This window comes from Gilliamella sp. Nev3-1, from assembly GCF_001690435.1.
Classification (GTDB): Bacteria; Pseudomonadota; Gammaproteobacteria; order Enterobacterales; family Orbaceae; genus Gilliamella; species Gilliamella apicola_C.
In genome coordinates this window covers 126,176-140,204 of sequence record NZ_LZHN01000040.1, presented here as the reverse complement: position 1 = coordinate 140,204, position 14,029 = coordinate 126,176, and the positions used below count along the sequence as shown (strand labels likewise).

At 35.5% G+C, this 14,029-nt stretch carries 9 protein-coding genes and 4 tRNA genes; 2 read left to right on the top strand and 11 right to left on the bottom strand.

Features of this window, described 5'->3' with window-relative positions; genetic code table 11:
* Positions 1–32: 32 nt before the first annotated feature.
* Entirely contained in the window at positions 33–641 is a 609-nt protein-coding gene (locus tag A9G40_RS07060) for an NUDIX hydrolase (protein ID WP_081302180.1), read from the top strand.
* A 363-nt stretch (positions 642–1,004) separates the two neighbouring features.
* The gene (locus tag A9G40_RS07055; protein WP_065582461.1) at positions 1,005–1,805 is read left to right on the top strand and encodes a YdgH/BhsA/McbA-like domain containing protein; all 801 of its coding nucleotides are present in this window, start codon (positions 1,005–1,007) and stop codon (positions 1,803–1,805) included.
* Between the two features lie 260 nt (positions 1,806–2,065).
* On the opposite strand, the gene A9G40_RS07050 is transcribed toward A9G40_RS07055, so the two are convergent.
* The 11 genes from A9G40_RS07050 to A9G40_RS07000 form a co-directional block, all read right to left on the bottom strand.
* Positions 2,066–2,140 (bottom strand) — tRNA-Gln (locus tag A9G40_RS07050).
* Positions 2,141–2,299: 159 nt separating this feature from the next.
* Positions 2,300–2,374 (bottom strand) — tRNA-Gln (locus A9G40_RS07045).
* A gap of 26 nt (positions 2,375–2,400) precedes the next feature.
* Positions 2,401–2,485, bottom strand: a tRNA-Leu gene (locus A9G40_RS07040).
* 37 nt (positions 2,486–2,522) lie between these two features.
* Positions 2,523–2,599: transfer RNA gene (locus A9G40_RS07035), tRNA-Met, on the bottom strand.
* Positions 2,600–2,715: 116 nt separating this feature from the next.
* Positions 2,716–3,813: a CCA tRNA nucleotidyltransferase gene (locus A9G40_RS07030; protein ID WP_065582460.1), complete on the bottom strand. Its 1,098-nt coding sequence runs from the start codon at positions 3,811–3,813 to the stop codon at positions 2,716–2,718.
* A complete protein-coding gene (locus A9G40_RS07025) occupies positions 3,814–4,431 on the bottom strand; it encodes a TIGR04211 family SH3 domain-containing protein (RefSeq protein WP_065582459.1) in 618 nt (205 codons plus the stop codon). It abuts the gene before it with no gap.
* Positions 4,432–5,359: 928 nt separating this feature from the next.
* A complete protein-coding gene (locus A9G40_RS07020) occupies positions 5,360–7,075 on the bottom strand; it encodes a carbohydrate porin (RefSeq protein ID WP_081302179.1) in 1,716 nt (571 codons plus the stop codon).
* A 608-nt stretch (positions 7,076–7,683) separates the two neighbouring features.
* Positions 7,684–11,154, bottom strand: coding sequence for an exodeoxyribonuclease V subunit beta (gene recB / locus A9G40_RS07015; RefSeq protein ID WP_065582458.1), 3,471 nt, complete (start codon positions 11,152–11,154; stop codon positions 7,684–7,686).
* On the bottom strand, positions 11,133–11,576 hold the full coding sequence (gene sixA / locus A9G40_RS07010) for a phosphohistidine phosphatase SixA (protein WP_218057729.1): 444 nt from the start codon (positions 11,574–11,576) through the stop codon (positions 11,133–11,135). The genes recB and sixA overlap by 22 nt, the downstream gene beginning before the upstream one ends.
* Before the next feature lie 42 nt (positions 11,577–11,618).
* Complete coding sequence (locus A9G40_RS07005; RefSeq protein WP_065582456.1) at positions 11,619–11,915, bottom strand: YfcZ/YiiS family protein; 297 nt, start codon at positions 11,913–11,915, stop codon at positions 11,619–11,621.
* Positions 11,916–12,244: 329 nt separating this feature from the next.
* On the bottom strand, positions 12,245–14,011 hold the full coding sequence (locus A9G40_RS07000; protein ID WP_081297840.1) for a DEAD/DEAH family ATP-dependent RNA helicase: 1,767 nt from the start codon (positions 14,009–14,011) through the stop codon (positions 12,245–12,247).
* Positions 14,012–14,029 lie beyond the last annotated feature (18 nt).

Below are 14,029 nucleotides of genomic sequence, written 5' to 3'. Positions count from 1 at the left end.
TAAAATTTAATCTTAGAGTAAAACACATTAATATGATCACAATTGAAAATATAACTAAGCAAATCCAAAAAAAGCAGGCAACCAAATTTGTCGATAATAAAGCTGCGGTATTGTTACCAATCGTCGAGGTTAATCACCAATTGCATCTGTTATTTCAGGTCAGATCAGAAAAACTAAAATGGCAACCTGGCGATATCTGTTTTCCTGGTGGTCGGGTTGAATTGACTGACCCCAATCCCGAATACACCGCCAAGCGTGAGACTGTTGAAGAATTAGGTATAGCCTACAATCAAATAACGATTTTAGGGCAATTACCTAAATTTATTGCAACATTAGGTATGATTATTTACCCATTTGTAGGCACAATAAACTCGCTAAATGATTTGCAACTAAACCATGACGAAGTAGAACAAATCTTTACCGTTCCGGTTGAGTGGTTTATTCATAACCGCCCAATGAGTGCAACAATGTTTGTAGGGCATAAACCTGCCGATGATTTCCCTTTTAATATCATTACTAACCGTTCACAAAGCTGGCAAAAACGCGAGCATCCCGTCTATTTTTATCAGTATCGTAATAGGGTTATTTGGGGGTTAACCGCTCAAATTCTTATGCGTTTCATCGAAACAATTCGTGAATAATCTATAGGGTAAATACAATTTTACAAAAGTAATCACAAGTTTAATCAGCAAAAAGTTAACACTTTTTTTAACAAATTATTTCATTTTAAGCAATTTGTGCTAGGCTCTATTCTATTTAATGAAAAGAGCTTGAGGATTATCACTGAACATCTTATAACTATAGATAGTTGTTTTACAATTCATTCAAACCAAAACAACTATTATATGTCTTAACACTTTTTACAAGTAGACAAGGACAAAACATTCTGGAGCTCCACAAGTTAGAACATTCTCAAAGCAACACTATATTAATATATCTGTAAATTAAATAAGCGTTAACAAAGTGATTTTCTATTTTAATAATTCAAAACGAAGGATTCAATCATGAAACGTTTTACCAAAACTTCTATTGCTTTAGCCGTACTATTATCTTTACCCGTTGCGAATCTTTACGCTGCTGAACCTTTAACAGCCAAAGAAAGTAGCCATTTAGTGCCATTAAAAGAAATTTCAGTGACTGGAAGTTACTTACAAGCCGATAACGCAGCTAAGGATATTTCACGTGCGGCCGACGAAGCGGGAGCTAAATATTACCACATTACTGCCATCGAAAGCCCAGCTAATGGCACTTCATCAGATCGCGCTATTGTTTATGCAAATATTTATCAATCTAATGCACCTATTGCCGTGCAGAAAGATGAAACCACCTATAATGGTGTAGTTTCTTATAATCGTTCAAAGGCGCTTTACTATTTACCATTTGAAATTGTTAAATTTAAAGGTAATTACAATAACACATCCGAAATCACTCAAGCAGCAAGTAAATTAGCCGCTGAGAAAAATGCTTATGCGTTTTATATCGATTCAATTTCGTCGGCTAATGCCAGCAGTCAAGCTGAAGATATCGAAGTTGCCTTATACAAACAAGATGCGCCAATCAGAGATTATATCGCTACAAATGCGATACAAGGTCAAGATGCTTACGAAATCAGTAGTGAAGCGTTTAAACATATGACCCCATTTAATACAATTAGCTTCCATGGTGTATTTAACAATACTGCAGAAATTAGTTCGGCTGCACAAAAACATGCTATCGCTAATGGCGCCCATTTTTATTACGTAAAAGAAGTATCTGCCAACCCTGCAAACACAGCGCAAACGGTGTTTGTAAGCCTATATAAATAAAGTCACAGTTTTCTAAAATAAGTTCTACATGAGCAATGTTTTTTGCTCATGTGGGCTTCACATCAAAAACGTTAATCTAAAACATTAACTTTCATGGTAATTGCTTAATTATTAATATCAATTTTTAACTAAAATCGGTCAGATATCCCAAATTAAGCATACAGATAAAATTCTGCCAACCTCATTTGGCAAAGACAAATAGATAGCAATTAGGAATTTTAATCGAAGGATACACTTTAGCAATCAAAATGATCAAAGTATGGCTGGGGTACCAGGATTCGAACCTGGGCGTGGCGGGATCAAAACCCGCTGCCTTACCGCTTGGCTATACCCCACTATAGAAAACAAATATCGTACACAATATACGTTAGTGAGAACTAGAATAAATCTAGCACATCTACCAGTTCCATCTATATGCAATAGCATTAATGGAATCAGCATGCTGGATATAAAACAGATTATAGAGTAAGATATCTTAAATATGCATACTGGAATGGCTGGGGTACCAGGATTCGAACCTGGGCGTGGCGGGATCAAAACCCGCTGCCTTACCGCTTGGCTATACCCCAATTAAAGGATAAACATTAAGATTAAATGGTGCGGGTGGAGAGACTTGAACTCACACACCTTGCGGCGCCAGAACCTAAATCTGGTGCGTCTACCAATTTCGCCACACCCGCACTGAATACTTCCGGTAAAAGTATTACCCAATCTTAATGGTGGCTACGACGGGATTCGAACCTGTGACCCCATCATTATGAGTGATGTGCTCTAACCAGCTGAGCTACGTAGCCATTCATTCGCAACGTCGTAACCAACATTGCGAGGCGCATTATGCTTGTGTTACGACAAATCGTCAACCCTTTTTTTAAGATATTTTGAAAAAAAGTTGCGATTGATTAAGATGCAATCAAATCCAGTTTATTAACGCTTCAATTCGCCTTTTTTGTAACTCGCAATGAATTTGTTTTCCAGTATAACCATCAGCAATAATGTGTTGCACGTTAACACCATTGGCGATGCTATAAGCTTCTTTTAAATAATTTGCTTGTGTAAACGATGTTGTTTTAGCGAAAGCTTGGCTTGCGATGATTAATTGATTTAGGTGCAAAGGGTTGCGCCATACATCAATGTTATTTAACAACGAAACAATTTGCTCAGCAGTGAGTGTCTGCGCTCTTTCAACATCGCCACGATATTGGCGAGTCATAATCGCAATTTTAGTATAGTTGTTGGGGGCTTTGATTTTTGCGCACAATGATTCGACCACAGACTTACTAGGCAACAGCCCACACAATACAGCAAAACGTATAGTTAAATCGTCAGTTAGTAGGGTTGATTTTTTTAGCGCATCAAGAATATCAGCTGATAGGCATAATAATGGAAACAACAACGTAAGCGCCCCACATTGCTCAAGTACTTGAAAATAGATTTGAGGATTTGAAGTTGACAATGCTTTTTCTGTTTCCTTCCATACGCGTTCTGGCGTTAAACAACTCACCTCACCAGCTGATACCATTTGTTTCATTAAGTCTAAGGTTTGTGGCGCTACAGTAAAGCCTAATTGATGAAAACGCGCTGCAAAACGTGCAACTCGTAATATACGTAGCGGATCTTCTCGAAAAGCTGGTGAGACATGGCGTAAGATTTTATGTTTGATATCATCAACACCATGATAAGGATCGATAATATTGCCATTTTCATCCATGGCAATGGCGTTAATGGTTAAATCTCGGCGAATCAGATCTTGTTCTAATGTAATTTCTTTACTAAAATCACAAATAAATCCAGTATAACCTTTACCGGATTTTCGCTCAGTCCGAGCCAATGCGTATTCTTCTTTTGTTTTGGGGTGCAAAAATACAGGGAAATCTTTACCGACTTGTTGATATCCTAATGCCAAAAGCTCCTCTGGCGTAGCACCAACAACAACCCAGTCATGATCAATAACAGGCAGATGCAACAAACTATCGCGCACACTACCTCCAACAAGATAGGTTGCACTCATCTATCGCATCCAACGATCTTTTTTACGTCGACTAGGTATAATCCTTGGTAATATAAGCCCTAAAATAAGGCCACCACCAGCTACAAGACCACCATAGGTGAACCAAGTTACAATAAGATCAAGGCGTTTATCATCCACTTGATTCAGCATTGATTCAATTCGCGTCCCCTGCTCTTTGAGCTGTTGTTCTAAAACTTCATTTTTACTTTGAAGTGTTTCAATTGTTTTTTCCGCTGATTGCAACTTTTGGATGTATTCATTGACCAATTTCTGTTGGTTCGCATCGGCGTTATCGGCTTTATCTTTATATTCTGCAAATTTTGCTTCTAACTCAGGAAAGCGTTCTTTATAGCTAGCTTGTTCGTTCAGTTTAGCCGTTTCTATCCAAGCAACACTACCATTATTAAGTTGAATACGACTGTATTTACCATCTGCACTTTTTTCTAGCTCAATGACCTTTTCTCCAGCTTTAACTACATTAGAAAACGCATACTGCGAACCAGGGCCTCGCCGCAAATAAATATCAACATCATCTGTCACATATTTGTCTATAGCGTAACTATTAAAAGCAATCGCAAAAAGCGGAAGCATTGTAATAACATTATGTTTTTTCATCATATTTACAACAATAACCTATAAATATTTACATAATAACATAAATAAATGGTAATTCGCATAATCATTTTATTTGTAAGTGGTTATCAATCTTAAAATAAAGTTAATATCCCCAGAAATGGAATTGGTTATATTTTGTGCTTTGCTAACCACCAAATAAGGAATTAAAGATACCCTTTAAGACACATAGCCATATGAATCACCACCTCAACAATCGCAATATAGATGTCTATTTTCGTACTGCACCTTAGCAGAGCTATATTATTTTGGTAAACGATTACAAAACTCACAACCACAAACAATTGACAAGTTGAGCCCAACTGAACCTAATTGTTGTATAAACGCCAATATGCCATCTACTCTGTGCCCAGAAGAAAGTTTAGGTAATTTTATGCACGTCAGGGCTTGAAAGTTACCAAAATAGTAAAGGCTGACTACCAATCTTTGCAATAAAAAAACTTTTTAAAACCGATAATGGCATACTATTATTAGCAAAGATTGTATTGCTAAACTGCATTAAACCAGTCACTTTATTTTAGGTAAAAGAGGCATATTGTATATGCCAAAATACTTTAATCAATTTAGGTGAAAAACCATATTAAGTTAATCGATTTTCAGTGATATTGCTTATTTTTGAGCGAACACAAAAGCTCATGACGTTTAGTGACTACTGGATTAAAGAATTCTTACCTCACAAAACCCCAATAACCCATTATGGTTCTTCATAAAAAAATCGCCACGCGCGAACATCACTTGCAAAAGTTGATTCACGTTTATATACCAGCTTTAGCTAAAAATAACGTAGGTCTACAGTAGGTCTACACCAGTAAACCGTTAACTTTTCATCTGAACTATATAAATAAGCGGTATTGAGCTAAACCTATAATAAAGTTCAGATGATAAGTTTTATATCATATCTATAAAATTACAATTAAAACCAGACTTCGGTTTGTACACCAAAACTAATTTGATGATCTTTACCATTAAAATCAAATTTACTGATATCATTTTGTAATGCCTCTATATAAGAAACATAAAAACGGATATCGGGTCGTGAAGATAAAATACTTTTTCCAACTTTGAACGAATGATAAAGCGTGGTTTTGTATCCTTCTTCAACATAAGTTTTATTTTTGACTTTGTTCTTTTGTCGAAAATAACCAAGCTCAACACCACTTTGATTATAAGTATCCCAGATATAAGCTGGTCTTATAGCTGATTTAAAGCTTGTAAAATCGGTATGTGGGCGGTTAAGATCGTAAGAGTAAACATCATTACCTGAAGTTAACGCCAAAGCATGAGCCACAATAATATCATTACTTAGATAAGCTTCCCCCTCTGATACAAAGCGATAAGCTTTACCTCCTGTATGCGTACCAATATAGTCATTATCTGAATTACTGGCAAATTCTGGATTATTCGTATTAATATTTGCTAACTGTGAAGCAACAGAATTGGTTGCTGTCTGCAATGTAAACTGATTAAATCCACCAAAAAATTTATTTTGACGCAAAACAAAACTACCAAGCCAAGCATTTTTTACAGATACATTATCTTGGATTTTAGATTTATTTGGAGCTGAATAACGAGCATTCACCCCAAGCGTTGCATCTTTCCATAATGGAATATCACGATAGCGGATTTCTAGTTCGTTTAAATCAACTTCTTCTTTTTTATGTTGAATAATTTCATTGCCATTGCTATCTATTTTAGCTACTCCTTTTTTGCTCTTTACATTTACATCTGCTCTTACTAAAGCGACATCAAAAGCGCCGATACCGACTTTAAGATTTTCAACACCAATCCCCCCACCAGCGGGTGTTTTTTGGGTTTTCCAATCAAGCATTTGAATTTCATTATAAGGTAATGAGTGCTTACCAACCCATAATTTTGCATCAGGAAAACTTGGTACAAATCCTTTTGTTTCTAAATAAATATCTGAAAATTGCATAAGATTGTCATCTTGAGTATTAAATAACCCCGCAGCTTTATTTGTCGCTACATTTCCATCAATCATAACAATTGTATCAACACGTCTTCCATCTTGATCATAGATTTTTTGCTTAAAGACAAGATCATACCAACCGCCATATTCATTACCAAATCGACCTAATGCTCCTTCAGCATAATTCTTAGGTTTACCATTACTTGAAGTTGACCAGCCACCACGAAAATAACCATTATAAGAAAAACCGATTTCATCTTTAATATAGTCTTTAAATTCAGCTAAAGTAAATGATCTCTTTTCTGGTGGATTTTCACCTAGTACGGTGTCTGCTTTTGGTGTATTAACTAGCACAATTTGATTATTACTTATTTGTGCAGGATTACTAGGTGGCTGTTGCTTTGTAAGTACTGTTTTTTGGCTATTTTTAAGTGCTTTTTTCTGATTATTTATAACAATTTGTTGTTTTTGAAGATGATTATTTAACTGAGCGAGCTGTTTATTCGACTCAATCACTTGCTTTTTCAAATCATTAGACTCTTGACTAAGTGCTAATAATTTTTGTTCTAATAATGCAATTCTTGCTTCTAATTCATCTTGAGTAGCAGCAATAGCATTTGGTAAATAACATAAACAAAGCATCGTCATTAAAACAATTCGTTTTGGTTTTACTTTACATATTTTTTTTATTGAATATTTCATTTTTCTCTACTCATTATTTTAAAGAATAAATAAAATCTTTTAGATTTAAAACAAAAAAAAACCTAAAGGGTAGCCATTACTGCCCTTTAGGTTTTGCCCGCTATAGATCGGTAACAATCCAATACTTTTTAATAAGCAATTTTAATATAGCGAATAAAAACGATTGTTCAAAAACTAAATACTAATAGTGTGATTGATATCACATTAAAAATTATCATTTTATATACATATCGTGCAAAATACAGCCAGCAGCCTTTAAAAAATAGGAAGTGACAAAAACATTTAATAATATATAGATACCATTCTATACAGGCTAATTAGATCGTTGTTTTTCATCAGATGTAATGGATAAAAATTGTTGGAGGGTGTGAGCATAACTATGATTAAAAATTATTATAAACAAGCCCTGCAAGTAGAGAATGTATAAATTTCCTTTTCATTAAAAATGATAATTAATTATCCAGAAAGTATATGGTAAAAAGTATCTTTGATTTTCTACTTTAATAATAAATATACCTATTGATTTAATAATAAATATACCTATTGAAAATTTTTATAAGTTGCAACTCCTTGAAGGTACAGCACTAAAAATTGATGATGCAAATAAATTAAACAATGTTTTCTCCATCAAATAACTTATCAAGCTCTTCAATAAAGGCTTGTTCAGGTCGATGGTAAAAGACGCCATGTTCAGGCATGCCACGCAAAAACAGGTAATAAACACCGCCAAAATGCGTTTGGTATTGGTAATTTGTTAAGCGATTTTTTAAAAAACGATGCAATGCTAAACAATAAAGTTGATATTGCAAATCATAGCGATGCTCACACATCACTTTTTCTAAAGCGGCTTGATGATAAGACTCAACGCACTTACCTAGCCAATTTGATTTGTAATCAACCACATAATATTTTCCTTCAAATTTAAAGACTAAATCAATAAACCCTTTTAGCATGCCTTGTACAGCGTCAAAGTCTAACTTTGGGCATAATTTTGACAAATTATCATATCGTTTACATAAGCTATCTAATTGCTGGCTAGTTACCATTTTGCGTATAGGGAGATAAAATTGCAATTCATTAATATGTTGATCCAATAATACTTTTGATAGGATTAAATTTGGCTTATGCAGTTGTGTACCCAATACTTGCTGCATCCATTTAGTTATTACGCTATGCCATGCTGGTTCTAAATTTAGCTTTGTCAACATGTTATTGCATAATGCATCAAGGTTATCTGGCGTGACCTCTTCCATAATGCTATGCATTAATGTACCGACATATGCCCCTTTAGGAAAATGATGAATATCATATTGAAAATCAGCTGGCAGGGAACTGTTTGTGTCAAGTTGTGGTTCGTCCCAGTCATTAATAATATCAGGATGGTAAGCCAATATTTGATCATTATGTTTTTGTAATTCCGTGTAACTTGTGACCCGCCAATCACTTGAGATATTGCGCGAAAATACGTTAGCTGACAAAACTGGGTTTGGCAAAATTTGAGGAATATACTGCTTACACTCTACGGGTAATTGTACATCGACTAAATTAGCCATACGTTCAATTGATCTTAATTCACTATTTAATAAATAATTAATAGCAGATTGATTGGCCTTCAATGAGGCAAGACCAATGTAACAATGGTAAACAGAGCGCGTCATTGCAACATATAATAATCGTAAATCTTCAGCAAGTCGTTCGTTTTCTATTTGTTGTTTAATCTCGTCAGTTAACCGCCATACATAATTTAGCTGATAATCATCATTTTTATCATGATAAAATTGGCTATCTGATATTCGACACAATGAAATAAATGGTAACCAAACAATCGGGAACTCCAATCCCTTTGATTTATGAATAGTAATAATCTTAACGAGATTTTCATCACTTTCGAGGCGTTGCTGATGATTTTCTAAGTTAAGATCTGGGCTAACTATTTGCTTTGTAAACCAACGAATTAACGCATGTGGGCTATCTAATTCATGTGATGCATCTTGTAGTAATTCCCCCAAATGCATTAAGTTGGTTAATATTCGCTCACCATCTTTGTGAGCTAATATGTTTTCAGCTAAATGACGTTTTTTCATCATTCGGCGTAACATAACTAACACACCATAATATTGCCAAATTGCTTGGTATTGTTTGAACTCTTCAACTAAACTTTCCCATTTGTCTTGATCGTCAGTGATTTGCTCTAGCTCGGTCATGGTTTGCCCTAGCAATGACGTCATCAACGCTAACCTTAGTGTTGCTTCGTTTTCAGGCATTAAAACAGCCTGTAGTAGATTCAATACATCTTTTGCCTCATTTGACGAAAAAACACTACTATGGTTTGATAGGTAAACACTTTTAACACCACAATTAGCCAATTTTTGTTGAATAATTTCTGCTTCACGCCCAGTGCGTACTAAGATGGCAATATCAGCCGTTGTTACGGGGCGCTGTTGTTTTTCATTATCAATTAATATTGATGAGTTAGATAACAAAGTCACAATTTGATCAGCACAACAATTTGCCATGTGATTTTGATAATCTGTTTTGGTTGTAATTTCGTCAGGCAATAAATATGCCGTTAAGGCACCTATTTCTTGGTTATTAATTTGCAAAGACTTTTGTTGATTCTGCTTTGCTACATCCATAGGTAAAAAAGGAATATCTTCAAATATGAATGGATTATCGCAATTAGCAAACAATTGGTTAACAGCGTTAACCATTGCTGCCGACGAACGATGGTTTACATCCATGGTAAAATAATTTTCTCCTGCCGATTGTTTAGCTTTTAAATAAGTGAATATATCAGCGCCCCGAAAACTGTAAATTGCTTGCTTAGGATCGCCAATAAACAGTAAGCCTCGATCGGTCTGTTTGTTACCATAGATATGGTTAAAAATTTGATATTGCGCAGGATCGGTATCTTGGAATTCATCAATCAAGGCAACACAGTATTTTGAAGCTATACTTTTCGCTAATCGTGCACCTGTTTTTGCATGTAATGCGCGATTAAGTTGCCCAATAAGATCATCAAAGCTCATTTCGCCATTTTTAAGTTTCTCGTTGTAAAGATCTTTTTGAATCACACTGACGATATCTATTAAAATTTGGCTACGTAAATCAAACGATTGTTTGAATAAGCCGTCAATCTGATCAAAAACAAAATGGTATGGCGCATTCTTTCCTTCTTTCGTTTTTTCAATTAAAATCGATTGCTTAAACTTTTCGAGCTCATTAGGTAATTGGAAAGATTGAGTTACATTATTTGCCCATGCTGAGACTTTAGTCACCCAATTAGGTAAATTTCGACGGCTATATGATTGTTTGCTGACACCTGATTGAGAAATGATATCGACTAACTCATCAACCGACGCTAGCCAAGACTGCTTAACATTTTCAATTTTCTCATAATTTATTTGATGAAATGCTTTAATTTTAGCTGTGATATCTGGATTTATCGGTTTATTGTCGTTTAGATCTAAGCCTAAATATGGGGTAATATCTTTCAATAATTCCGTTGGATCTTGCCATGTTGCAAGGACTAAATAGGCAAGCGATTTATCCAGTGGCGTAAAGTAGTGGCGCCAAAAGTCTTGTGTTACTCGCAATTTTAGTTGTGATTCATCTGAAACTAACTTTTGCTCAAATAACACGCCAGATTCAAACGCATGACTGGTGAGTATACGCTGGCAAAAACTATGGATAGTATAAATTGCCGCATCATCCATTGATTGTTGAGCAACGGTAAGTCGTTGCACCGCTAATTTTCGATCGTCGACTAATTCAATGAGTTGTTGATAAATAGGATCTTGATGTTGTCCTTCCAATAATCCAATTCGTAGTTCTTGTATATTTTTCCTTATTCGAGAACGTAGTTCTTGGGTCGCCGCTTTGGTAAAAGTAACCACCAGAATTTCGTTAACCTCTAAAGGTCTTGGGTAGCTATTTTGGCCAATGCCAAGTAATAACCTTAAGTAAATGAAGGTGAGTGAATAAGTTTTGCCTGTTCCAGCCGATGCTTCAATTAAAGCTCGACCAGTTAACGGCAAATCAAAAAGATTAAGTTTTTTTACTCCGCTTGATAAAACCATTCAAGTTTTCCTGCAGAGTCTAACGACAAATTAATACAAGCAATTGCCGCTGTAGGAAACATAGGAGGATTGATTTGCGGGCACAATTCATTAACTAAATATCCCACTAGCGGTAGATGTGATACCACTATTACATTTTCAGTTCCTTCAGCTAGCAACATCGTTAATATGCCAGCGACATGTGATGAGTTACCACCGGGCACTAAAAACTGATCAGTTTCAATCTTTGCAACATTAACATGTGATGATAATGCAGTAAATGTCTGTTGAGCACGTAAATAAGGGCTGACTAAACCAAGCTCAAATTGATAACCTTGCTCTTTAAGCCACATTCCAGCTTGATTCGACTGTTTTATGCCATAATTGGTTAAGGCTCTGCTAAAATCCGATGAAGCAGAAAACCCTGCTTCACCGTGTCTCATAATGCAAACTTTCATTTATAGTTAATTTTCATCTATAGTTAATTAACGTAATTTTAATTGAAAAATCATAGATTCTGCACCACAGCAAAAGGTAAATTTTACTGATAATTTAAATCCATCGTTAACTTTTTCAATATTGCTATCAATTTTGCATGGTTCTGTTTCAACATTTTTTGCAGCTTGTGTTAATGAAGCCAATTTAGCTTGAACTTCTGATTCTGTTGCAAAAACGTGCTCATACCCAGCAGTACAATCTTCGTTGTCAATTATTGTACCAACATCCACACAACAACATGCTGCTGTTTCATTAGCTTTACATTTATTTAAGGAATTTGCCATGCTATACCTCTGTTTACCGTTTAATATTAGCAACAGTATACTCTCAATCCTAACTTAGGGCAAAACACTAACATTGTTTTATTTTAGTTTCTTTCTCAGAAAAAATTTATGACTAATTCATTATGTCTATATTACTTATTTGCAATAACTAGACCGCTAACCATACTTACCTCGTATTGATTAACTTTTGAAGTTATATCATTAATTTTCTAACTCAATCTTGCATGGCCTCAATATTGCATGGCATATAGGGCGAACGACTTTGCTAGTAGTTGTTCAAAATGAGAGGAGATAAATTTACCTCTGCCAGATGGCAGAGGTTAACATCATTAAAATTTAGGTGCTGAAGGGCGACCACGTTTTTTTGCAAATCCTTTATCAGATATATCAGATTTGCCACTTTTACGGCCTCGCTTTGCTTCAGCCGTTGTGCCAGTACATAGACTCATTTTCATTGGTTGATTAAGAACTCTTACTTTTTCAAAATGTTTCAACATGTCTTTCGGCATGCCTTTTGGTAATTCAACAGTTGAATAAGTATCATAAAGTTTAATATTACCAATGTACCGACTACTAATATCACCCTCATTGGCAATTGCTCCAACAATATGACGAACTTCAATACCGTTTTCTTTACCCACTTCAATGCGGTACATATCCATATCGCCAACATCTCGGCGCTCTCGACGTTTGGGTGATTCACGGTTATCACCACGCAACCGACGCTCGCCTCCTCGGCTATCACGATCTCGCATTTCTCGCGCAGGTTTAAATACTGGATCTGGTGGTAAAATTAGTGGGCGTTCACCTTGCGCTAATTTTAATAAAGCAGTTGCAATTGTTTCTAAATCAGCTCCGCTATCAGATTGTATTTGTGCTAATAGATTTTGGTATTGGTCTAAATCGCTACTTTCAAGTTGTTTTCGGACTTGTTCAGTAAATTTAACTAAACGACGTTTTTCGAGTAGCTCTTTAGATGGTAATCCAACTTCTGGAATCGGTTTTTTAATAGTTTGTTCGATATTCTTAAGTAAACGACGTTCACGGCTATCAACAAATAAAATAGCTCGACCTGCTCGACCTGCTCGACCTGTTCGTCCAATACGGTGAACATAAGATTCAGAATCTAATGTGATATCATAATTGATAACTAAACTAATACGCTCAACATCTAGCCCACGAGCAGCAACATCAGTTGCAATTAAAATATCAAGCCGACCGTTACGTAAGCGATCTAAGGTCTGTTCTCGTAATTGTTGTGTCATATCGCCATTTAAAGCAGCGCAACTATAACCATTTTTTTCAAGTACATCAGCTACATCTAAAGTGGCTGATTTTGTTCGAACAAATATGATAGCGGCATCAAAATCTTCTGCTTCTAAGAAGCGAACAATCGCTTCGTTTTTACGCATACCACGAACAAGCCAATAACTTTGATCAATATCAGGTGCTGTTTGATTAGTCCCTTTAATTTGAACTTCCTTTGGATTATGCATAAATCGTTTAGTAATACGACGAATTGGTGCTGGCATTGTTGCCGAAAATAATGCTGTTTGATGATCTTCTGGGATCGTTGCCATGATGCTTTCTACATCATCAATAAATCCCATTCTTAGCATTTCATCTGCTTCATCAAGTACTAAACCTTTTAGATTGGAAAGATCCAATGTTTTGCGATTTAAATGATCAAGTAAACGTCCTGGTGTGCCAACCACAATTTGTGGACCTTGTTTTAAGGCACGTAACTGGACGTCGTAGCGTTGCCCACCATATAAAGCAAGAACTTTTACTCCTTTCATATATTTTGAATATTCAGAGCAAGCATCAGCAACTTGTATCGCTAATTCTCGTGTTGGTGCTAAAACTAAAAGTTGTGGTGCTTTTAAATTTGCATCAATATTCATTAAAAAAGGAATTGAAAACGCAGCTGTTTTACCGCTACCTGTTTGTGCCATACCCAATACATCATTACCATCTAATAATAGAGGAATACACTCAGATTGGATAGGTGATGGTTTGCTAAAACCAAGATCATTTAAGGCGTTAAGGATATCCTCGGATAAACCAAGGTCAATAAAAGAAACTTCTTTTGTCATGTAAACTCGCTTATAAAT